The 21,178-nt window shown below is 59.9% G+C and carries 20 protein-coding genes; 13 read left to right on the forward strand and 7 right to left on the reverse strand.

What is annotated here, in order from left to right; all coding sequences use genetic code 11:
- On the reverse strand, nucleotides 1–537 hold the full coding sequence (locus KSY82_RS02580; protein ID WP_138374875.1) for an HD domain-containing protein: 537 nt from the start codon (nucleotides 535–537) through the stop codon (nucleotides 1–3).
- A 228-nt stretch (nucleotides 538–765) separates the two neighbouring features.
- On the opposite strand from KSY82_RS02580, the gene KSY82_RS02585 reads away from it, so the two are divergent.
- The 6 genes from KSY82_RS02585 (at nucleotide 766) to KSY82_RS02610 (ending at nucleotide 7,334) form a co-directional block, all read left to right on the forward strand.
- Complete coding sequence (locus KSY82_RS02585) at nucleotides 766–2,550, forward strand: 1-deoxy-D-xylulose-5-phosphate synthase (RefSeq protein WP_217750178.1); 1,785 nt, start codon at nucleotides 766–768, stop codon at nucleotides 2,548–2,550.
- Between the two features lie 462 nt (nucleotides 2,551–3,012).
- Nucleotides 3,013–4,008, forward strand: coding sequence for a glutamate ABC transporter substrate-binding protein (locus tag KSY82_RS02590; RefSeq protein ID WP_217750179.1), 996 nt, complete (start codon nucleotides 3,013–3,015; stop codon nucleotides 4,006–4,008).
- 138 nt (nucleotides 4,009–4,146) lie between these two features.
- Nucleotides 4,147–4,806 (forward strand): amino acid ABC transporter permease, encoded by a 660-nt coding sequence (locus tag KSY82_RS02595; protein ID WP_217750180.1) that lies wholly within the window; start codon nucleotides 4,147–4,149, stop codon nucleotides 4,804–4,806.
- A complete protein-coding gene (locus KSY82_RS02600; RefSeq protein WP_217750181.1) occupies nucleotides 4,803–5,636 on the forward strand; it encodes an amino acid ABC transporter permease in 834 nt (277 codons plus the stop codon). The genes KSY82_RS02595 and KSY82_RS02600 overlap by 4 nt, the downstream gene beginning before the upstream one ends.
- A gap of 36 nt (nucleotides 5,637–5,672) precedes the next feature.
- A complete protein-coding gene (locus KSY82_RS02605; RefSeq protein ID WP_303246691.1) occupies nucleotides 5,673–6,437 on the forward strand; it encodes an amino acid ABC transporter ATP-binding protein in 765 nt (254 codons plus the stop codon).
- An 87-nt stretch (nucleotides 6,438–6,524) separates the two neighbouring features.
- Nucleotides 6,525–7,334, forward strand: a complete 810-nt coding sequence (locus KSY82_RS02610) for a gamma-glutamyl-gamma-aminobutyrate hydrolase family protein (protein ID WP_217750182.1) — start codon at nucleotides 6,525–6,527, stop codon at nucleotides 7,332–7,334.
- A gap of 111 nt (nucleotides 7,335–7,445) precedes the next feature.
- On the opposite strand, the gene KSY82_RS02615 is transcribed toward KSY82_RS02610, so the two are convergent.
- The 3 genes from KSY82_RS02615 to KSY82_RS02625 form a co-directional block, all read right to left on the reverse strand.
- Complete coding sequence (locus KSY82_RS02615; RefSeq protein WP_195235062.1) at nucleotides 7,446–7,802, reverse strand: Hpt domain-containing protein; 357 nt, start codon at nucleotides 7,800–7,802, stop codon at nucleotides 7,446–7,448.
- A gap of 23 nt (nucleotides 7,803–7,825) precedes the next feature.
- Entirely contained in the window at nucleotides 7,826–9,706 is a 1,881-nt protein-coding gene (locus KSY82_RS02620) for a diguanylate cyclase (RefSeq protein WP_217750183.1), read from the reverse strand.
- Nucleotides 9,707–9,917: 211 nt separating this feature from the next.
- The gene (locus KSY82_RS02625) at nucleotides 9,918–10,715 is read right to left on the reverse strand and encodes an alpha/beta fold hydrolase (RefSeq protein ID WP_217750184.1); all 798 of its coding nucleotides are present in this window, start codon (nucleotides 10,713–10,715) and stop codon (nucleotides 9,918–9,920) included.
- Nucleotides 10,716–10,890: 175 nt separating this feature from the next.
- Between KSY82_RS02625 and KSY82_RS02630 the strand changes: the two genes are divergently transcribed.
- The 3 genes from KSY82_RS02630 (at nucleotide 10,891) to KSY82_RS02640 (ending at nucleotide 13,783) form a co-directional block, all read left to right on the forward strand.
- Nucleotides 10,891–11,667 carry a radical SAM protein gene (locus tag KSY82_RS02630; protein ID WP_217750185.1) on the forward strand — a complete coding sequence of 259 codons (777 nt, stop codon included), beginning with the start codon at nucleotides 10,891–10,893 and terminating at the stop codon, nucleotides 11,665–11,667.
- A 160-nt stretch (nucleotides 11,668–11,827) separates the two neighbouring features.
- Nucleotides 11,828–12,715, forward strand: a complete 888-nt coding sequence (locus tag KSY82_RS02635; RefSeq protein WP_217750186.1) for a methionyl aminopeptidase — start codon at nucleotides 11,828–11,830, stop codon at nucleotides 12,713–12,715.
- Between the two features lie 132 nt (nucleotides 12,716–12,847).
- Entirely contained in the window at nucleotides 12,848–13,783 is a 936-nt protein-coding gene (locus KSY82_RS02640) for a D-2-hydroxyacid dehydrogenase (protein WP_217750187.1), read from the forward strand.
- 178 nt (nucleotides 13,784–13,961) lie between these two features.
- Here the strand turns inward: KSY82_RS02640 and KSY82_RS02645 are convergent, their stop codons facing one another.
- The 3 genes from KSY82_RS02645 to KSY82_RS02655 form a co-directional block, all read right to left on the reverse strand.
- Nucleotides 13,962–14,453, reverse strand: coding sequence for a type II toxin-antitoxin system VapC family toxin (locus KSY82_RS02645; protein WP_217750188.1), 492 nt, complete (start codon nucleotides 14,451–14,453; stop codon nucleotides 13,962–13,964).
- Entirely contained in the window at nucleotides 14,446–14,826 is a 381-nt protein-coding gene (locus KSY82_RS02650) for a hypothetical protein (protein ID WP_217750189.1), read from the reverse strand. The genes KSY82_RS02645 and KSY82_RS02650 overlap by 8 nt, the downstream gene beginning before the upstream one ends.
- A gap of 220 nt (nucleotides 14,827–15,046) precedes the next feature.
- Nucleotides 15,047–16,432, reverse strand: a complete 1,386-nt coding sequence (locus KSY82_RS02655) for a M18 family aminopeptidase (protein WP_254881679.1) — start codon at nucleotides 16,430–16,432, stop codon at nucleotides 15,047–15,049.
- Nucleotides 16,433–16,593: 161 nt separating this feature from the next.
- On the opposite strand from KSY82_RS02655, the gene KSY82_RS02660 reads away from it, so the two are divergent.
- The 4 genes from KSY82_RS02660 (at nucleotide 16,594) to KSY82_RS02675 (ending at nucleotide 21,079) form a co-directional block, all read left to right on the forward strand.
- The gene (locus KSY82_RS02660; protein ID WP_217750191.1) at nucleotides 16,594–17,685 is read left to right on the forward strand and encodes a carcinine hydrolase/isopenicillin-N N-acyltransferase family protein; all 1,092 of its coding nucleotides are present in this window, start codon (nucleotides 16,594–16,596) and stop codon (nucleotides 17,683–17,685) included.
- A gap of 140 nt (nucleotides 17,686–17,825) precedes the next feature.
- Nucleotides 17,826–18,905: a 6-phosphofructokinase gene (locus KSY82_RS02665; RefSeq protein WP_217750192.1), complete on the forward strand. Its 1,080-nt coding sequence runs from the start codon at nucleotides 17,826–17,828 to the stop codon at nucleotides 18,903–18,905.
- A gap of 459 nt (nucleotides 18,906–19,364) precedes the next feature.
- Nucleotides 19,365–20,303 carry a helix-turn-helix domain-containing protein gene (locus KSY82_RS02670; RefSeq protein ID WP_217750193.1) on the forward strand — a complete coding sequence of 313 codons (939 nt, stop codon included), beginning with the start codon at nucleotides 19,365–19,367 and terminating at the stop codon, nucleotides 20,301–20,303.
- 455 nt (nucleotides 20,304–20,758) lie between these two features.
- Nucleotides 20,759–21,079 carry a hypothetical protein gene (locus KSY82_RS02675; protein WP_055310761.1) on the forward strand — a complete coding sequence of 107 codons (321 nt, stop codon included), beginning with the start codon at nucleotides 20,759–20,761 and terminating at the stop codon, nucleotides 21,077–21,079.
- The last annotated feature ends 99 nt before the right edge of the window (nucleotides 21,080–21,178 follow it).

The raw sequence follows: 21,178 nt of genomic DNA on the forward strand, positions 1-21,178 counted from the left end.
CTACCCTCTCCTCTTTTCGCTCGATGCTTTACTCGCGCTATCGTCCGTCTCGTCCTTGCGCGGCAGGCGGCCGGCGACCGTCTCACGCAGAGCACACCATTTATCCGCTAGGCACACAATCCATGCCTCACGACACGTCGGCGGCACCAGCACCAGCGGAAACATATGCCGCACGATAATATTCCGCTCGCGCGGCGTCAGCTCAAAATCTTCTTCCGCACGCGCCAGGGCAAAAAACGGGTGGCGAAAGCCATGCAGCCGATGGCTTGGGTCGGAATCGTGCCAATCGTAGAGAAAGTAATCGTGCAACAGGGCCCCGCGCAGCAGCGAGGCACGGTCGACCGAAATGCCAGCACGGCCCAAGTGCTCGGCAAAGGACAGACTCGCGCGCGCTACCGAAGTCACATGTGCATACACCGTCACATCGCCATGCTGGATAAACTCGCGCGTCAGGTCCAGACGGCCCGCCTGCGCCAGTTGACGGGCAGCATGGTCTACTTCGCACGCGATTTTCTCGGCACGAACGGCATCGGACATGCTGCCTCCTTCCAGCGGCTCACGGCGGCAAGCCACGGCTTGTGCACAATCGATAAAAACATCATGGAACACATCAGTATGGCATCGGACAAAACGTTTTGCCCCACCAGTTGGCGAATTACCGCGCCGCCGTCACATATCAAACGCCAAAATGTGCGAGACTGTCTTGTGCAATTGTGCCGGCCAAGGGAGTGCCGGCGCACGATTCGCATGGAGTAACCCACAACGATGCTGCTTACGCAAACGACAACGCCCGAGGACGTCAAGGCTCTTAATCGTGCCGAGCTCCCACAGCTCTGCGACGAGATTCGCCACGCCATCCTCGAAAGCTCCGCCGCCGTCGGCGGGCACGTTGCCCCCAACCTGGGCGTCGTTGAGCTTACGGTCGCGCTCCATCGCGTGTTTAACTCCCCTATCGACAAGATTGTCTTTGACGTTTCGCACCAGACCTACGCCCACAAGGCGCTGACTGGGCGCGCGTACACTTATATCGATCCGGAGCGCTTTGGCGAGGCCTCTGGCTTTGCCAATCCCGACGAGTCCGAGCATGACCTGTTCGCCATGGGTCACACCTCGACCTCGGTGAGCCTGGGCTGCGGCCTAGCGCACGCTCGCGACCTGGCGGGCGATGCGTACAACGTCATCACCATCATTGGCGACGGCTCGCTTTCGGGCGGCTTGGCGTTTGAGGGCTTTAACAATGCCGCCGAACTCGATAGCAACCTGATCATCATCGTCAATGACAACGACCAGTCCATTGCCGAGAACCATGGCGGCCTCTATCGCAATCTGGCCGAGCTGCGCGCCAGCAACGGCACCTGCGAGCGCAACGTTTTCCGCGCGATGGGGCTCGACTACCGCTATCTGGACGCCGGTAACGATGTGTTGGCCCTCGTCGATGCGCTGCAGGAACTGCGCAATATCGATCATCCCATCGTGCTGCACGTCTCCACCGCCAAGGGCAAGGGCTTTGAGCCGGCCCAGAGCGACCCCGAGCGCTGGCACCACGTGGGTCCGTTTGACATGGCGACTGGGCGCAAGCTCTGCCCGGGCCATCCGAGCGAGCCTGCACCGCGCACCTATGCCGACATTACGGGCGAGGCGCTCAGCGCCGCCATCGAGCGCGATCCGCAGGTCGTGGGCATCACGGCCGCCACGCCCTACATTATGGGCTTTACACCCGAGCTTCGCGCTGCCGCCGGCAAACAGTTCGTCGATGTGGGCATTGCCGAGGAGCACGCTGTGACCTTTGCCACCGCGCTTGCACGCTCGGGCGCCAAGCCAGTCTTTGGTGTGTACGGCACGTTTTTGCAGCGCGCCTACGACGAGCTGTGGCACGACCTGTGCCTCAACGACGCCCCCGCAACCATCCTGGTGTTTGGCGCATCGATCTTTGGCACCACATCTGAGACGCACCTCTCGTTCTTTGATATTTCCATGCTGGGCGGACTTCCCAACATGCGCTATTTGGCGCCGGCCTGCATGGAGGAATACCTGTCCATGCTGAGTTGGTCGCTCGACCACCGCGAGCATCCCGTGGCGATTCGTGTACCGGGCATCGGCCTGGTGAGCCGCCCCGACCTGGCACCTGCCGAGGACACCGATTACAGCGCCGCTCACTATAACGCGGTACGTCAGGGCCGCGACGTTGCCGTGCTCGCGCTTGGCGATTTCTTTGAGCTGGGCGAGCGCGTTGCAAACCGCTTGGCTGCCGAATACGGCATCGAGGCCACGCTCGTCAACCCGCGCTTTGCAACCGAGCTTGACCGCGAGTTCCTCGACAGCCTTGCCGCCGAGCATCGCGTTGTCGTCACCCTCGAGGACGGCATCTTGGACGGCGGCTGGGGCGAGCGCGTGGCATGTTATCTGGCATGCACGCCATTGCGCACGCGCACCTTCGGCATCGCCAAGGGCTTCCCCGACCGCTACGACCCAAACGAGTTGCTCGCTCAAAACGGCATGACGGTCGAGAACATGGCCGCCGAAACCGTAAGGCTACTCAATCAGCACTAGAGAAAACCACCACAAAGGGGACAGGCACCTTTGTGGTGGTTTTTGTTTTCACAGCTCAATTATCTCAATCCGTAACATCTAGAGCCCGAATTCCCGTCTAACTGTTACAGATCTAGACAAGATGTCTTAGTCCCAGACCTTTGTCTCAATCTGTAACAGATAGAGACCTTTTGGCCGTCCAGATGTTACAGATTGAGACATTCGAATTCCCCTGAAGAGAAAATCTCAATCTGTAACAGTAAGAACCCATTTCCTCGTCTACCTGTTACAGATTGAGACAAAGCAGCGAGACATGCCACCACATCTGCAAGAACCACCACAAAGGTGCCTGTCCCTTTTTGGTAGGTAGAATAACCCATAAGGTAAGTATGTTTCTGAGTTATTTCGTGTTGACCCATTTGAGCGCGATAGGGTATAACTCTACTCAACCGCTAGGGATTTTATTGAGAAAGGTGTTCTACCATGAGCAAGAACCTCTCCCAGCAGGTCGTTCTCGACCGCCGCGGCTTCGTTGCCGCCACCTTCGCAACCGTCGCCGGCCTTGGTCTTGCCGGCTGCTCCGACACCAGCGCCGAGGCCGACAAGGGTTCCGCCGCCGGCTCCTCCAAGGGCTCCAATGATACCGAGGCTTCCACCACGCTCGATGCCAAGGCATTCGACAAGCTCGTCGACAACGGCCCCAAGGCCGATGACGATGCTATCGCCGCCAGCACCTGGGCCACGGCCGTCAAGGACGCCGGCGTCTTTAAGATCGGTGGCGTTCAGACCTCCACGCTCTTCTCCCTCCTCAACGAGAAAGACGGTCAGACCCGCGGCTTCGATGCCGGTATCGCACAGCTCCTGTCCAACTACATTCTGGGCGAGAACAAGGTCGAGATCACCCAGGTGACCTCGGACACGCGCGAGTCCGTCCTGCAGAACGGCCAGGTCGACGCTGTCTTTGCCACCTACACCATCACTGACGAGCGCAAGAAGCTCGTCTCCTTTGCCGGTCCCTATTACTACACGCAGCAGGCTATCCTGGTGCTCGCCGATAACGACGACATCAAGAGCGTCGACGACCTGGCCGACAAGAACGTCGCCGTCCAGTCCGGCTCCAACGGCCCCGCCATCCTGGAGGAGCTCGCTCCCAAGGCCAGCCAGCAGGAGTTCAAGACCGACGAGGAGGCCCGCCAGGCACTCCAGCAGGGCCGCGTTGACGCCTACGTCATCGATAACAACATGCAGCAGAGCGCCCTGGTCCGCGAGCCCGGCAAGTACAAGATCGCCGGCAAGCCCTTCGGCAGCAAGGAGCCCTACGGCATCGGTCTGCCGCTCGATTCCGACGGCGTCGCCTTTGTCAACGACTTCCTTAAGAAGATCGAGGACGACGGCACCTGGACTGAGCTGTGGCAGATCTGCATCGGCGACCGTACGGGCGACACCAATGTTCCCGAGCTGCCCGAGATCGGCGCCTAGGCAGCGAGTCTAGTAACGGCCGCAACGAAACCATACGGAAACGCATGATGCGCTTTATTGCGGTAAACTGTTTCCTCACTGAGTTGTCGGGGCTTCCGTACACACGGGAGCCCCTTTCCTTATCGGCGGGAGGTCCGCATGAGTCTCTCCGAACTCTGGTCGCTCTATGGCCAGAACTATATCGACGCGCTGCTAGCAACCTGGGGCATGACGCTTGAGTCGTTTGCCATCGCCATGGTGCTGGCCGTCGCCGTCACCGTGATGCGCGTGTCGCCGCTCAAGCCGCTGCGCGTCTTTGGCGACCTGTATGTCCAGGTCTTCCGTAACATCCCCGGCATCGCGCTGCTCATCATCGTCGTCTACGCACTGCCGCCGCTCAAGGTCGTTCTGCCCTACCGCACCTGCGTTATCGTCGCCACGGTCCTTTTGGGCTCGGCCTTTGGCTCCGAGAACTTTATGAGCGGCATCAACACCGTCGGCGTCGGCCAGGTGGAAGCCGCCCGCTCGCTGGGCATGGGCTTCAGCCGTATCCTCGCCAAAATCGTGATTCCGCAGGCGCTGCGCTCGAGCGTATTACCCATGACCAACCTCTTTATCGCCGTCATGCTCACCACCGCGCTCGGCAGTCAGGTGCCGCTTAAACCGCAGGAGCTCACCGGCGTGGTGAGCTACATCAACACGCGCTCGCTCGGCGGCGTCGCCGCGTTCTTTATCTCGGCGCTCGGCTACCTGGGCACGGCCTTTGTGGTAAGCCACATTGGCAACTATATCGATAAGAAGGTGAGGATCCTCCGATGAGCAAGCACTCCACCTCCGCGCTCACCATGCGCGATGCGCTCTACGAGGCTCCCGGCCCCAAGATGCGCGCCAAGATTCGCATCGGCACCGCTATCTCACTCGTCGCCGTCGCCGCGCTCGCCGTCCTGGTACTGCAGCGCTTTTATGTGACCGACCAGCTTTCGGTCCACTACTGGTATTTCTTTACGCACCTCACCACCTGGAAGTTCCTGCTTGCCGGCTTTGAGGGCACCGTTAAAGTCGCACTCACCGCTGGCGCCATCGCGCTGGTGCTGGGCTTAGCCCTTATGCTCGGCCGCACGAGCGATATTAAGCCGCTGCAGCTGGCCTGCCGCGTGCTCACCGATTTCTTCCGCGGCGTACCGAGCCTTCTGTTCATCTACTTCTTCTTTTTGGTGCTGCCTCAGTACAGGATTGCGCTGCCGTCGTTTTGGATGCTCACGCTCCCTGTCGCGCTCGCTGCAGCCGGTGTGTTGGCCGAGATTTTCCGAGCCGGCGTCTACGCCGTGCCGCGTGGCCAGGTCGAGGCCGCCCAGGCGCTCGGTCTCTCCAAGGCTAAAATCACCTTTAAAATCGTGTTGCCCCAGGCGATTCGGTTTATCATTCCGTCGTTGATTTCGCAGCTTGTGGTCGTAGTCAAAGACACCACCGTCGCCTACGTGGTGAGCTACCCCGACCTCATGCAAAATGCCCGCGTGCTCATTACCAACTACGACGCCCTCGTGTCGGTCTACCTGGTTATCGCGGTCATCTACATCCTCATCAACGTCGCGATCAACAAGGCCGCTGTCTACGTTTCGCACAAGACCGGTGCGACCATCATCCGCTAACGCTTTACCATTTCGAATCATAAGGAGCCGAGCACCATGGCACAGAGCACCTCTTCAACCGGCAATCAGCCGCTGATCGAGCTCAGACACGTCGATAAGCACTATGGCGATCTACATGTCCTCAACGACATCAATCTCTCGGTCGACCGCGGCGAGGTCGTCGTCGTGATCGGGCCCTCGGGCTCGGGCAAGTCGACCATGTGCCGCACCATCAACCGCTTGGAGACCATCGACTCGGGCGAGATCCTCATCGAAGGTCAGCCGCTTCCGCAGGAAGGCAAAGACCTTGCCCGCATGCGCGCCGAGCTGGGCATGGTATTTCAACAGTTCAACCTGTTTGCACATATGACGGTGCTGCAGAACGTCATGCTGGGGCCGGTCGATGTGCTGGGCGTGTCCAAGGAGGAGGCTCGTGAGCGCGCCATGGACCTGCTGAGCCGCGTGGGCGTGGCCGAACAGGCCGATAAGGTGCCCGCACAGCTCTCAGGCGGCCAGCAGCAGCGCGTAGCCATCGCTCGCTCGCTTGCCATGCAGCCCAAGGCCATGCTCTTCGACGAGCCCACGAGCGCCCTCGATCCCGAAATGATCAACGAGGTGCTCGAGGTCATGGTCCGTCTGGCCCAGCAGGGCATGACGATGATCGTCATCACGCACGAGATGAACTTCGCCCGCCGCGTGGCCGACCGCGTCGTGTTTATGGCCGACGGCCAGATCGTGGAAACCGGCACGCCTGACGAGTTCTTCGACCGCCCCCAAACCAAGCGCGCCCAGGACTTCCTCAACTCCATCAAGGGTCACTAACCCAATTGCCACGCGGGCAAATTCATCAGTAACGTTTGCCCCGCGTCACCCCTGTGCCATGTCCACCCGGATTCGAAAGCCGCAACCATGATCGGAACCCGCACCTCATCGTCCTACACCCCGTATGTCGACGTCGACCCCGCCGACCGCCCACTCATCCTCGTCGCACCGCGTTGGGAAGAAGCAAAGCCGTTTTTGAGCGAGACGCTCTCCCCCAACGAGGAAATCGCAAGTGTCTTTGTCGATGCCATCCTTGCCGCCGGCGGCCTGCCGCTGCAGATGTCCATCACCGAGGACATTGAGGTCATCCGCCATTACGTCGATATCGCCGACGGTATCGCTATTCCCGGCGGCCCGGATGTCAACCCCAAACGCTGGGGCGATGATCGACCCTACGACCCCACCCTCTGCTGCGAGATCCGCGATAGCTTTGAGTTTAAGCTGGTCGGCGAGGTGCTCCGCGCCAAAAAGCCGCTCTTTACCACCTGCCGTGGCACGCAGTTGCTCAACGTCGCCACTGGCGGCACCCTGTGCATGGACGTGCCGAGCCTGGGCGCTCGCGAGGGCCGCACGCAGTGGCGCCATACCCACGTGCTCAACGACCCCGTGCATCCCGTCGAGGTCGTGCCGGGCTCGCTGCTCGACCGCGCGGTTGGCGGACACAGGCTGATCCAAACCAACTCCGCACACCACTGCTGCGTCGATCGTCTGGGTAAGAGCACGCACTTGGTCGCCAAGGCAACCGACGACGTTCCCGAGTGCATCGAGGTCGAAGGCCAGCCATTCTGTCTAGGCGTGCAATGGCATCCTGAGTACACGTGGAAGACGCTCGAGACCGACTTTAACCTGTGGAAGTCGTTTGTCGAGGCAGCGGCTCAGGTTAAGCAGGCGCGCTAACTCACGGGCGGCGCAACAAAATAGGGCGCCCCGCCGACCACATGGTCCGACGGGGCGCCCTATTTTATCTATATCTACGACCTTGGAGCACGGTCCAAGGCTCGCGGTCTCTTACTCAGCCGCCTCACGCAGGGCCGACATCGTAGCCGCATACTGCTGACGCAGTGCATGTATCCCGTCGCGAGCACCATCAACGGTGTTGGCATTACGCAACGCCTCGGTCACCACGACCGCCGGCTCATACAGATTGTCGAACCCCAGGTTCTGGCTCACACCCTTAAGCGTATGCACGGCCATAAACGCACCCTCAACGTCCCCTGCCGCCATAGCGGCCTCCAGCTTGTCCATGCTCTCGTCATCCAAGAACTTAAGGGCAAAGCGGGCGAGCATCTCCTCGCCCATCAGGCGAACGCTGGCACCGTTGTAATCGGCGCCGATCTTCTCATACGCTTCACGCATGGAACCCATGAATTAAAACTCCTTCGGTCAAACTAAATCGTGGGGAACGCAACGACGTCGGCAGGACGTGCCAACGTTTCGGCAATACGGTCTTGCACCTCGAGCAGGCAGTCGAGCAGTAGCGGGTTAAACTCACCGCACTTGCCGTCCAGAATCATCTGAATCGCTTCCTGGTGCGGGATGGCATCCTTGTACACGCGCACGCTCGTGAGCGCGTCGTATACGTCGGCCACCGAAACCACCTGCGCGGCAATGGGGATCTCGTCGCCCTTAAGGCCGTCGGGATAGCCCTTGCCATCCCAGCGCTCGTGGTGCCAACGTGCGATCTGGTACGCATATTCCAGCAAGGAATTGCCGGCATGTTGGTGACCCAGCTCAAACAGCATGTCGGCACCGAGGGTGGTGTGCGTCTTCATGATCTCGAACTCCTCGGACGTCAGGCGTCCGGGCTTGTTGAGGATCGCGTCGTCGATCGACATCTTGCCGATATCGTGGAGCGCCGAGGCCATGGCGATCGTGGAGCGCTGTTCGTTGTCGAGCGGGAACTTGTCGCTGCGATGCACCAGGCAGCCCAGCAGCAGCTCGGTCAGCTTTTCGATATGCGTGACGTGCAGGCCGCTCTCGCCGTTGCGAAGCTCCATGACGCCGGCCATGATATCGATCAGCATGCGGCTGTTCTTGACACGCTCGTTGTACTGCTGAGACAGCAGGCTCGTCAGACGACGCTGCTTGGCATACAGGCGGATGGTATTGCTCACGCGGCGGCGAACGACGCGTGCGTTAAACGGACGGTTGATGTAATCCGAAGCACCCAGCTCGTAGGCGCGCAGCACCACGTCATCGGAATCCTCGCTCGAGATCATGATGACGGGCAGGCTATCGGCAACAGTTCGGCGTGACAGTTCGCCCAGTACCTCAAACCCGTTCATACCCGGCATGATGATGTCGAGCAGCACAAGCGACAGCTCATCGCCGTAGCGGTCAACCAAATCGAGCGCCGTACGGCCGTTGTCCGCCTCCAAGACGCGATACTCGTCCTTGAGCATCTCGTTGAGGATAATACGGTTCATCTCGGAGTCATCGACGATAAGCACCGAGGGTTTTTCGCTTTGGAAGATCTCGATTGCATCGCTGTCGGTCACAACCGTACCGGGCTTTGCCTTGGCATGGCTTAAAAGCTGGACGGCACGGTTTACGCCCTCATCGACCGTCTCGCCATTGATGCGAACACCGCCCACGCATGCCGTAAGGCTTACATGCTCGTGACCAGGGACAATCGTGGCATGGACGGCATCGGATACATGACGCAGACGACGGGCAAAGTCATCGGAGGGGATATTGGGCATGACGGCCACGAACTTGTCGCAGCCAAGGCGCACAAGCTCGTCAGTCGAACGAATGCCGCCGCGAATCGCCGCCGCCACGGCGCCGAGCGCGAGGTCACCGGCATGACGACCACAGGTATCGTTGAAGACCCTAAAATCATCGAGGTCAATCATCGCAACGCCGGCGTTCATGCGGGCGCTACGAAGCTTCTCCTCGTAATAGCGGCGATTACGAACGCTCGTCAGCACATCGGTGTAGACAAGGTCCTCTTCTGCGACCTCTTGTTCATCGATCGGGCGCACCATCAGCAAAACGTGAGGCTCGCCCTCGACCGTCAAAGAGCGCACGCGAGCACGGTACTCGACGCCGTCGTTGAGCAGCCGCTCCGATATCTCATCCGAAGTCGCCAAGGCCTCAAGACTTGACTGACGCAGGCAAGGGCACCGATCGCCGGCGAGCAAGCAGTTGCGCTCGCTTTTGACCTGATCGGCCGACATCAGACGGACCACGGGGTAGATCTTCGCGACACGGGCAACCTCGGCGGCAGCCTCTTCGTCGGTTAGATTGGCCTCGTGATTATTGAGCATATGGGGCCCTTTCGGTCGTTGCGTTTGATAGCAGTCGGTATCAAATGGTACAAGGTTAGCATCTTGTTGATGCAGGTAAGCGCGTGAATATCGTTACATTTTCATGAGTTGGCAAACGGTATATTTGGAGCTGCAGACGCAAGGTTTGGAGGGCGTTTGTTAACATCGCCGAAACGCTTGCGGGTGTAGCCCGTTTTGGACGGTGCGACCGCTACGACCCCAGGATGTCGCGGACGGCTTGGGCCGCCGGCACCGGGCGGTCGCGCAGGCCGTTGTGGGCGCCGGGAATCGTCACAAGCGGGCAACCCAGGCGCTCCGCCGCCGCCCGCGTGCCCGCCTCGCGGGTCGTGCTAACCGAGAGCTCGCCCAAGAGCACGGCCGCCATGGCGTTTGATGCGCGAACGCGGTCCCAATCGGGGACATAGGTCATGGTGGCCTCGTATTCGTTTGCCATAAAGCTGCGCCCATTGCGCAGGGCGTGCTTGGCTTCCGCCTCGGTTGTTTTGGGAGCTTCGGGATCGGGCTCGCCGATGGCGCCCAAGAAGACCCTCAATGCCCTCGAGACCTTCCCCGCCGCAATCATGTCGAGCAAAATGGGGGCCGCGCCCAGGCCGATGCCTTCAGCCGTCACGGCGGGCTCGTGCAGGATCGCACGCGAGACGACGGGCGAGTTTGTACGAAGAAGCTCCAGGGCCACCAGCGTACCGGCGCTGTGCGCGAGCACGTTTGCCGGAGCACCGATATGCTCGATAACGGCTTGCAGGTCGACTGCCTGAACGGTGAGGTCGTAGCGGCCGTCCGCAGCATCGCCGCTCTCGCCGCAGCCGCGGCGATCGTAGGCAATTACGCGGTAGACACAGCTGAGCTCGCGGGCGATGCCGTCAAAAAAGACACCGTCGACGCAGGCACCGTGCACACATACCAGGGCAGGTGCATCAGACGGCACGTCCGGGCCGGCATACTCGCGACAGGCAATCGTGGTGCCCTCATTCTCAACCGTAAAATCCATATTGCGCCTCATCGTCTTGTGCCTTGTTAACACATTAACTGTACCCGACCCGATACCTTTCATGGCGCGGTATCGAGGGCGGAGTTAAAAATCGAAACCTGCAAAGCACAAGCCCGGACCATACGTTGGCGCCGATGCTATGCTTAGGCACAACTGTCTTGAGGAGCATATTTCTATGTCTACGTTTTTAAATGCCAGCCCCATCTTTGGGCCCGTTCGCAGCCGTCGCCTTGGTCTCTCGCTCGGCGTCAACATGATGCCGGCCAGCGGCAAAATCTGCACGTTCGACTGCATATACTGCGAAAACGGTCTCAATGCCGAGCGCCCCTGCCACGAATCGTATAACACAGCTGCCGTGGTGCTCGATGCACTCGAGGCAAAGCTGCGCAAGATGGCAGCCGAGGGCGAGCTCCCCGATGTAATCACTTTCGCAGGCAACGGCGAGCCCACCGCAGCACCGGAGTTTCCGCAGGCCATCGCCGGCGCCGTCGCGCTGCGCGACGAGCTTGCCCCAAACTCCAAGATCGCCGTGCTCTCCAACGGCACGCGCGCCGACCGTCCCCAGGTGCACGACGCGCTCATGATGGTTGACGACAACATTCTTAAGCTCGATACCGTCGACCCGGTGTTTATCCAGCTGCTCGACCAGCCCGTTGGCCCCTACGACGTCGAGCACCAGATCGAGACGTTCGCAAGCTTTGACGGCCATGTCATTATCCAGACGATCTTTTTGACCGGTGAGTATCTGGGCAAGCCCATCGACAACACCGGCGAGGAGTACGTTGCCCCCTGGCTCGCGGCGCTTGAGCGCATTCGCCCACAAGAAGCAACCATCTACACGGTAGCGCGCGAGACACCGGTCGCCGGCCTTGCCAAGACAGCACCCGAGGTGCTCGACGCCATTGCCGCGCGCGTGCGCGCCCTCGGCATCCCCTGCCAGGTGAGCTACTAACAAAACCACGCAGCAGCTAGTGCCCACCACCCCGCTCCATCAGTTGCGGTGATATAGTTCCTATTTGTGCTGTTAAACCGCTTAAATCGGAACTATATCACCGCAACTTTTATGGACGCGTGGGTGGGCTATACTAGCTGCGGATGAAAGGAAGTTAGCCATGTTTGACAACGGACCCGTGCCCGGCCGCAACGACGCTTGCTGGTGCGGCAGCGGCAAAAAATATAAGAAATGCCATAGCGCCTTCGATGAGCGCCTCGAGCGCCTGTGGGAGGAGGGCTGGGAGGTTCTGCCCCGCACGCTCTACAAGACGCCCGCCGACATCGAGGGCATCAAACGCTCGGCCGCCATCAATGTGGGCGTGCTCGACTACGTAGGCGAGCACATCGCCGCAGGCATGACCACCAACCAGATCGACCAGATGATCTACGACTACACCGTCGAGCACGGTGGCACGCCGGCCGACCTCAACTACGAGGGCTATCCCAAGAGCGTGTGCACCTCGATCAACGACGTGGTCTGCCACGGTATCCCCTGCGATACGGACGTGCTGCACGAGGGCGACATCATCAACGTGGACTGCTCCACGATCCTAGACGGCTACTTTAGCGACTCGAGCCGCATGTTCTGCATCGGCGAAGTCTCGGCCGAGCGCCAGCGCCTGGTCGACGTCACCCGCGCCAGCGTGGAGGCGGGTCTGGCGACCGTCAAGCCGTGGCTGCCGCTGTCCGTTATGGCCGAGGCCGTGCAAAAGACGGTCGAGGACGCCGGCTTTAGCGTGGTGCGCGAGTACGGTGGACACGGCATCGGTAAGGAGTTCCACGAGGACCCGTTTGTGGGCTTTACCACCGAGGCGCCCGATGTAGACACCATCATGGCTCCGGGCATGGTCTTTACCATCGAGCCCATGGTCAACGCCGGAGCGCCCGACATCAAGATTAGCAAGGGTGACGGTTGGTGCGTGCGCACCAAGGACGGCAGCGATTCGGCTCAGTGCGAGGTACAGCTCGTGGTGACCGAGGACGGCTACGAGCTGCTGAGCTGGTAGCTGTAGATGCGCCGGGCTTCGCGATGGATATGTTAGCCATCACGAAGCCCGGCGTTTTTTAGCGTTTTACCTGGTAAAACCTGCCAAAATAAACCTGTCCCTTTTTAGCAGGCTAAGCGGAGAGGACTGCTTGTGAACATTCTGGTTTTGCTGCCCGTCAATGACCGCCATCGCGCAATTCTTGAGTCGAGCGCTCCGGGCGAGGACTTTATCTACACGAGCTCCGACGCCGCCACGCGCAAGCAGGTCGCCGATGCGGACGTGATCTTGGGCAACATCGACCCTGGCATGCTCACGGCATGCGAGCATCTCCAGCTGCTGCAATTACAGACCGCCGGCTATGACGATTACTTGGCCGCCGGCACTGTGCCAGCCGACGCCAAGCTTTCCTGCTCGGTGGGCGCCTACGGCCAGGCCGTGAGCGAGCACATGTTTGCCATGGTCCTTTCCATGATGAAGCGCCTGCCCGGCTATCACGACTTGCAGCGCGAGCATCGCTGGGAGGATTTGGGGCCGGTCACCTCGCTCAAAAATGCCAACGTGCTGGTGCTGGGCGCGGGCGATATTGGCGGCCACTTTGCCACGCTCTGCCGCAGCATGGGCGCGCACGTCCGCGGCATCAAGCGTCATCCGCTCGTCTATCCCATTGTGTTTGAGGACATGGACGGTATGGACGCCCTGCCCGAGCGCCTTGCCGAGGCTGACATCGTCGCATCCTTTATGCCCAGCACACCCGAGACCCACGGCCTGGCGAACGCCGAGTTCTTCGCCGCGATGAAGCCGGGCGCCTTCTTTGCCAACGGCGGCCGCGGCGATCTTGTGGTCGCCGACGACTTAGTTGCCGCCCTGGAGTCAGGACATCTCGCCGGCGCCGCAGTCGACGTCACCGACCCCGAGCCGCTGCCCGCCACAAGCCCGCTGTGGGATGCACCCAACATGCTCATCACGCCTCACGTCTCGGGCTGGTTCCACCTGGCAGCCACGCTCAACAACGTGGTCGACATCGCCGCGGAGAATCTGCGTCACCTGCAGGCCGGCGAGACCCTGCGCTGCTGGATCGAACACTGATTGTTCCGGCGTTTTCCAAACGCCGGAACCCCTCGACGCTGCGAGCCCGCCAGAGCGGCAATCTGACGCTCAATCGTCGGGCATGGCCAGAAGGCCTATGCCCTCCTCTTTCACGTCACCTTGCTCGCTCTGGCGGGCTCTCGCTGACTTTTGTTCGACCTGTGGGGTCTTCAAATTGCTAGAGCGTCGCTAAGTAATTCTTTGCGTCTTCTACACTCATTGCTGCGACGGGTGCGTGTGAACAGAGTTTGGCATCGTTGGTGACCAGTAGGTCTGTCTTTATGCGCATTGCCGCAGCGATGATTAAATCGTCTTCGTAATCGCTATGGAGATTACGCTGCTTGCTCGCCATCCATATGTCACTCAGGTCACAGGGTACTGGTGTGGCAAGTTGTGACAGCACCTCAAGACAATCCCATGCGAGTGATGTCGCCGCCGAAGCAGCATCTTGAGAAAGCGAGCCGTGCTCCCGCCGATACCATGCCTTATGCTCACTTGAAATCAAATAGAACAGGTCCTTGGACGACGTTGCCGCATACAGCAACTCGACCTGCGCCGTACACGCGTCGCGCAAAAACTCAATCGCCGCCGAACGGCCGCGCCGTGAGGGGATGAAGTAATCAAGCCACACGTTGGTGTCAACCAAAATGCGTTTTGGATTCTCACTCATAGAGCCAGCTCATCTCCTCGCCATAGCGGTCCGCATAGGCGTTGCGTTTGAGTTCTTCATCGCCCGTCGACTGCGCCTTAGGCACGTCGATTCCCGACTCACGGCAGGCGATGGCAAACAGCTGTGAACCCTGATCGATGAGTCCCAGCTTGCGCCTGGCAGCCTTCTCGCGCTCGTGTTGCTCCGCTCGGGCTCGATCGGGCGAAAGGATGTCCTGGAGCGCACCAGGTCGATCAGCCAGGGATGCCGCAAGTTGCCAGAGCGCACGCACCGCTTGACTCGGTGTCATGCCGGCGCTAGAGAGCGCAGCATCGCCGGTTCTCTTGAGATTGGCATCGAGGCGTACGTTGATCTGAGCTGACGCCGTAGTCATGGTTCCTCCCTATCATCCTAAGCTAATCATAAAATACAATGGTAAGAACGTAAAGCATGTATAGCAACAATTGAAATATGTCGCCCTCTATGTAGAAAAAACCGTCGAGGCAAACTGTGCCTCGACGGTCATCGGAGTATCAACGATGTAGTTCGGCTTACGCTTTCGCATTTCCCCAGATAAAACCTGCCAAAATGAACCTGTCCCTTTTTGGCAGGTTTTACAGCTCTACGCTTTCGGCGCCGTTGATGGTTAGGTTGTGCTCGTAGAAAGCTGTGAGGGCGCGGATGGCGTACATCACGTCGCGGACGCCGCCGGTTTCGTAGCTCGAGTGCATGGCGAGCTGCGGCAGGCCCACGTCCGCGGCATGCATGCTCGCCTGCATGTTGGACAGGTTGCCGAGCGTGGAGCCGCCGGCCATGTCGCTCTTGTTGGCGAAGGCCTGCGTGGGCACGTCGGCGTCGTCGCAGATAGCCTGGAACACCGCGCGGCTAAAGGCATCGGTGCAGTAGTGCTGGTTGGCGGCTTCCTTGATGACAATGCCGCCGTTGAGCACCACCTGATTGCGGGCATCGCACTTCTCGGCGTGGTTGGGATGTACGGCATGTGCGTTATCGCAGCTCACGAGCATCGAAGCAGCAAGTGCGCGATGGTACGACTCATCATCAAAGCCGAGCGACCCGTTAATGCGGCGCAGCGCGTCGGCCAAGAACGTCGACATGGCACCCTGCTTGGTCTCGGAGCCAACTTCCTCGTTATCGAAGCAGCAGAAGACCGAGACGTCGTGCGCGTTCTCGGCGCCCAAAAACGCTTGCAGCGAGGTGTAGGCGCAGGCCAGGTCGTCGAGCTTGGGCGTCGAGATAAACTCGTCGGCCCAGCCCCAGATACGCGCATCCTGACGATTGACCAGGAACAGATCACGGCCTAGGATCTGCTCGGGCTCCACATCGAGCTCATCGGCGATCAGGGCATCAAAATCACCCTGCTTAAGCTCGCCGGCGCTGATGAGCGGGCACAGGTCGACGGCACGATTGGGCGCAAAGCTCTCATTGACGCCACGGTTCATGTGGATGGCAAGGCTCGGGATAATAGCGACCTCGCGCTCGGTGGCGAGCAGGCGGCTCTCGATACGATCGCCCTCGCGCACCAGCACACGGCCGGCAAGCGCCAGCGGACGGTCGAACCAGGTGTAGTCGATCATGCCGCCATAGGCCTCGGTATTCAGGCGCAGCGTCTCACCCGCACCGTCGAGCTCGGGCACAGCCTTGACCTTAAACGTCGGAGAATCGCTGTGCGATGCCGTCAGCTGGAAATGATAATCACCGGCAACGCCGTCCTCGCCCCACGTTGCGGCCAAATCCTCGCCCACCTTAAAGGCGATAACACTCGAGGTGTTGCGCTGCGTGTAGTAGCGACCGCCCGGCTCGATATCCCACGCCGCGTTCTCGGGCAGGTAGGTAAAGCCCGCCTCGTCGAGTTCGGCCATAATGGTCGCCGCCGTATGGAACATGCTGGGGCATGCCTCAATAAAGTCGATGAGGTCGTTGGCCGCCTCGATATCGTCGGCCGTCACGTGCGCGCGCTCAGGTGTTTCCTGATCCGTCATACTCTCCCCTTTCGCTGGGTTGATGGTCCCCTCCAGCATACCCCGCCGCGCCGGTGCCATGCCTTTCATTCCATGGTTAATCCCGTGCCGCTCACCAAGTTGAACCGCCACACCCGCGCACCTTTTGCGACAATTGCGCTAACAGGACGAGAGGAGCCGTCATGAAGCCACGTAGTATCGTTACCGCCGCTGTTTGCGGCATTGCCGGGGCTGCCGTCGGCCTTGCCGCTGCCGCCGGCGTCATCTACCACAAGCAGATCAAGTCCGCCGCGTCGCTCAAACGCTTGACCGATTATGCGGATGGCTATGACCTGTACGCGATCGACATCGCCTACGACTACGACCTCGACCGCATCATCGCCGCCGACGTGCGCGACGACCAGGCCTACATCGACGCCGTGGTAGCGCAGGTGCTGCCCGGTGTGCCGGCGCATGTTCAGGCTCCGCAGTTTGCCTGCAGCGCCTTTGCCGCCGTGGACGCCGAAGGTCGCGTGCGAACCGGCCGCAATTACGACTTTAAGGACGACACCTCGGCGCTGTTGGTGCGCAACCACCCGCGCGACGGCTATGCCTCCATTGGGTTTGCCGCTCTCAACAACCTGGGCGCCAACGCTCCGCTTGACACCATTGCCGGACGCGCTGCCGCACTCATGGGCCCCTTCGCCCAGCTCGACGGCATCAACGAATGTGGCGTGTCTATTGCCGTGCTCACCCTGGATTCCAAGCCCTGCAACCAGGACACGCAACGCCCCGTCATCAATACCTCGCTCGCCATTCGCCTGGTGCTCGACCGCGCGGCAACCACGCAGGAGGCCGTCGACCTGCTTTCTGCCTACGATATGCACGCCATGGCCGGGCGCGACTACCACTTCTTTATCAACGATGCCACCGGTGATGCGCGCGTTGTGGAATGGGACCCGCGCGACCACGACCGTGCATGCAAGGCAACCCCCGTGAGCCAGGTCACGAACTTCTACGCCTGCTACGAAGACGAGGTGCTCCCCAACCAAAAGAATGGCGAGCTGGGGCATGGCAAGGAACGTGCAATCGCCATCGCCGATGTCCTCGACGCCCATGCCGGTGCCCAAGATGAAGCGACCGCCTGGAAAGCTCTACGCGCCGCGGCGCAAGAGCCCAACCCAGAAGACATCACGAGCAATACGCAGTGGTCGGTCGTCTTTGATAACACCGAGCCTGCCGCGGCCATTACGCTGCGGCGTCATTGGGGTGATGTCGACGCCTTCGCACTGTAAGGACAGACGCCCGCCCACCTTACACATGCTTGACGTTTCTTACATTTCTATACATTTGAGCTAACACGTTTTACCCCCGTATCAGTAGTGTGCGGGGGTAAACTTATGCGCATGTTATAACTTGCCCGGAAGGATTCATCATGCTTAGGATCGGTCTTCTTACCAGTGGCGGCGACTGCCAAGCGCTCAACGCCACCATGCGCGGCATCGTCAAAACGCTCATGACCAATAGTGCAGAGCCCATCGAGATCTACGGTTTCGAGGACGGCTACCAGGGCCTTATCTACAGCAGGTTCCGCGTCATGACGCCCGCCGATTTTAGCGGCATCCTTACCCGTGGCGGCACCATCCTGGGCACGAGCCGTACGCCGTTCAAGCGCCTGGACATTCCCGAGGCCGACGGCGTCGAAAAGGTGCCGGCGATGGTCCACACCTATCATAAGCTGCAGCTCGACTGCCTGTTTATGCTGGGCGGCAACGGTTCCACCAAGACCGCCAACCGCCTGCGCGAAGAGGGCCTCAACGTTATCGTCCTGCCCAAAACTATCGATAACGACACCTGGGGCACCGAGTTGACGTTTGGCTTTACGAGCGCCATCGACGTCGCCACCAAGTGCATCGACGACATCCACACCACCGCCTCGAGTCACGGCCGCGTGTTCGTCATCGAGATCATGGGCCACAAGGTTGGCTGGATCCCGCTGTACGCCGGCGTCGCGGGCGGCGCGGACGTTATCCTGATTCCCGAGATCCCCTACGACATGGACAACGTCATCAAGACCATCGAGCATCGCATGGAGACCGGCAGCCGCTTTACCATCGTGGCCGTCGCCGAGGGTGCCATCTCCAAGGAGGACGCGGCACTGTCCAAGAAGGAGTACAAGAAGAAGCTCGCCGAGCGCACGAGCCCGTCGATCGTCTACGACATCGCCAAGGAGATCGAGGCCAAGACCGGTCGCGAGACCCGTGTCGCTATCCCCGGTCACACGCAGCGCGGCGGCCAGCCCGACGCTCAGGACCGCATCTTTGCGACCCAGTGCGGCGTCGAGGCCGCGCTTGGCTGCCTGCGCGGCGAGTTTGGCTACATGATCGCCCTGCGCGACGGCAAGATGTGCCACATGCCGCTTGAGGATGTCGCCGGCAAGCTCAAGTTTGTCGACCCCCAGAGCGATCTGGTGCGCGAGGCCAAGGCGCTGGGCATCAGCTTCGGCGACGAATAGCCTCGGCTGGAACCGCCCCCATCGGAGGCCCCAGGGCTTACCTCCCAAATCGTCCTCGGACATGTCTGGACCCCGCCGTGCGCTTCGCGCGGCGGGGTCCTTCCGTCCTGCGGAAAGATTTGGGAGGTAAGCCCTGGGGCCTCCTGCGGCAACTAGGGAGGCCGAGGCTATTCGCCTTCTTGCTGCGGGCGCCTGGTCTGAAATTAAGTTGCGGTGAAATAGTTCCCGCTTAGCCCGCAAATGGCTGAATCTAGGAACTATTCCACCGCAACTTACTGAATGGGGGGCTCTTGGCTGCTACTTGCACTGACATTTGTCCTGAAATGGCTGGTCGTTAGGGGTTGCTACCGGTAGTTGCGGTAGGGTTGGAGCAGATTCTAACTAGAAATGGTGGTCGCTACCGGTTGTTCTCAGCATACTCGGCTCATTCGATTCGACCATCAAACGAAAGGAACCACCATGGATCTTGCGATGGCACAGCGGCTCGTTGATCGCCGCAAGGCTGCCGGGCTTTCTCAGGAGGCGCTTGCCGCCCAGCTGGGCGTGAGTCGTCAGGCTGTCAGTAAATGGGAGCGCAGCGAGTCCTCGCCCGATACCGATAACCTTATTGCGCTCGCCGCGCTGTATGGCGTGTCGCTGGATGAGCTGTTGTATGGGGAGACGGTGGATAGCACTGACGACTCGCAAGCTGATGATGAGGCACAGGACAGCGACGCCGGCACCAAAGCTTCAGATGAGGCTGAAGAGGCTGAGGCTTCTACTGAGCACTCTGGTTACAGCGATAAGCCGCTTGTCGATATTTCCCTCACGCGCGGCATCCACGTTATTGATCCCAACAAAGGCGAAGAGGTCCATGTTGGCTGGAATGGCATCCATGTGGCTAACGAGCGCAAGGGCGAAGAGGTCCATGTGGGGCCAGGCGGATTGCATATCGATACGCTTGAGGACGATGGACATAGCGTGCATACCAATGACGACGGCACCGTCACCATCGACGGCGAGACGTTTTCCAGCTGGAAGGAAGCACACGACAAGCTCGACCATCATGGCAAGCATTTCCACACCAAGGTCGGACGTACATGGAACAAATTCCCCTTCCCCGCGCTCGTCACCCTCGCCTACCTGGTGCTCGGCATTGCCTACGGCACATGGGCTACGGGACTCTTCCTCGTCTTTTTGATTCCCGTCTATTACGCGCTTGGCGACTTTATCGACCAACGCCACTTATCTAAGCTGATCGATGTCGTCTATTCGGTCAGTGCCGAGGCATGGTTCCTCCACATGTGGCTCTGTCTGGGGCAACCCCATCCCGCCTGGGTAATTCTCATCACCATCCCGGTCGTAAAAGCACTCATGCGTTGGTGCCGTAAACGATGGAAGCATCGCGAACGAGCCTAAACCATCCCAGCCCGACGGCAGCACCCAACTAGTACCCCCCCCCGCCCCTCCCTCCTAAGTTGCGGTGATATAGTTCCGGTTTTAGCCTTGAGTAGTCGAATTTAGGAACTATTCCACCGCAACTTACGAATGATCGGAGCGGCTACAGCACAAGCGTCGGCGTTCGTTTGATGGTCCGCCACGAAAAGGGCCTATCTACTACGTTTAACTCGATGGGGCCAACCATGACCGCCTTTTTCGAAAATCGACAGGCCTTCTACCTGCGGTTTTATTTTTCGTTTTCCCGGCATGGTTGAGGGTATCCAATTAAACGTAGTAGATAGGCCCGTTTTGTGGCATACGACCCATTCAAGCCCAATCTCGAAGGCTAAAGAGAGCCTCTCATCCGCACCTGCGAGCGAAAACCAAATAAAATGAAAGGCAAATGGAAAGCCCGTTTGACGAGCGGAGAACATATGCGCGACGTAACCGAAAGCGACTGGAAGCTGTTTAAGAAAATGCTTCCTCAATGGCAAGAACGTTATATGGAAAAGCTCATCGGCCAGTACGTTGAGATGCTGAACGGCGACAGCGAAGCGTCCAGTAGATTTTGGGCACTAGAAGAGCGCCTCAATAGAGACAAGCTGTCCTCAGGCGTAATTGCAAGCGACATTCGCCGCAGCACAATGCACCGCGAGATAGCCAATTTGCTTATCGACAGCGTGATCACCCTTGACGACCTTGACGGTTTTACCGAAGACATTAAGAGCTATGCGCAACACTGGATTGGCCAGTAAGAGCACTGAACGACAGACATCCCCAGCAAAACGGGGCAAACGCTGGGCCACCTAATGGTTGTCCGGCGTTTGCCCAGATAAAACCTGCCAAAATATACC

The organism is Collinsella aerofaciens, assembly GCF_019131995.1.
GTDB lineage: Bacteria > Actinomycetota > Coriobacteriia > Coriobacteriales > Coriobacteriaceae > Collinsella > Collinsella aerofaciens_S.